Genomic DNA, 1,141 nt, shown 5'->3' with positions numbered 1-1,141 from the left:
AACCGCATCTACCGCACCATATTTAAGCGCTGCATCTGCGCGATACTCTTTCGTTCCCGCAATCCATTCGATCGCATTGTCTGCACCAATCAAACGTGGAAGCCGAACCGTACCACCGAAGCCTGGGAAGATACCCAACTTAACTTCTGGAAGACCTACTTTTGCACCCGTCGACATAACACGATAGTCGGTCGCCAAACACATTTCGAAACCACCACCCAACGCAATACCGTTAATTGCAGTGACTGTCGGGAATGGAAGATCTTCAATTGCGCTGAAGACAGAATTCGCTTTCAAGTTGTTTGCGATCAGCTCTTCTTCTGGGCCGGCAAACAAATCTGTAAACTCTGTGATATCAGCACCAACGATGAACACGTCTTTTGTACTGGTTACTACTAGACCTTTGATATTGCTAGCGCCTTTAAGTGCTTCTGCAGCAGCGCCTAGCTCTTCGATAGTCAGCCGGTTAAATTTGTTAACGGATTCGCCTTCTAGGTCGAAGTTCAATTGTGCGAACCCACCGTCGATTTCTTTAACCGTGATGGCTTTACCTGCGTAAATCATCAACTGTTCTCCAAGTTATAAGTTCATGCCAGTACAGCAACAACTGCCCGACAATCGGTTTAACCCCATGAATATGGAGTGAGAAAACAAAAATTCATACGATCGTTTGAATCGTGAGGCGTGTACCTTGTAGAAATATTATCCGTTTGTCAACGAATAATGAAAGCGTGCCTTTAAGCCAGCCCAAACAACAGAATTCATGCCTAATTAGTAAGTGGGGGTTTAGTCACCAAAAAACAAGCACTTATTGCAGTATTTCAAAGTTGTAAGTTAGGCAATCACAACTAAACTAGATCTAATAACGCATTTTTTTACGCTTAACACCGCATACAAGCTGGAGATCAACGATGCAAATAAAACGTCATATTCAAACGATTGCTGCTCTTATTATGAGCACATGTTTGGCGACTAACGCTGTGGCTATGGAAAAAGAAGAAGCGCTAGCCGCGATGGACAAAGTCTATGATGCGACCATCAACAGCTACTACTCCGTAAATAGCTTCTACAATTTCAGTGCAAATCAAGCCGACAAAGAACAGCAGCAAGTGGTGCAATTTACGGTCGGTACGGTAGAAGA

2 protein-coding genes are annotated in these 1,141 nt (G+C 43.9%); one reads left to right on the top strand and one right to left on the bottom strand.

Going from position 1 to position 1,141, the window contains the following annotated elements:
• Window positions 1-564, bottom strand: a 564-nt coding sequence (locus tag A3751_RS08470; RefSeq protein ID WP_197466241.1) for an enoyl-CoA hydratase-related protein, incomplete at its 3' end; no start/stop codon positions are given.
• A 347-nt stretch (window positions 565-911) separates the two neighbouring features.
• Between A3751_RS08470 and A3751_RS08465 the strand changes: the two genes are divergently transcribed.
• Window positions 912-1,141, top strand: a 230-nt coding sequence (locus A3751_RS08465; protein WP_156492340.1) for a hypothetical protein, incomplete at its 3' end; no start/stop codon positions are given.

The organism is Oleiphilus sp. HI0080, from assembly GCF_001635135.1.
This window is presented reverse-complemented; position numbering and strand designations above follow the sequence as displayed.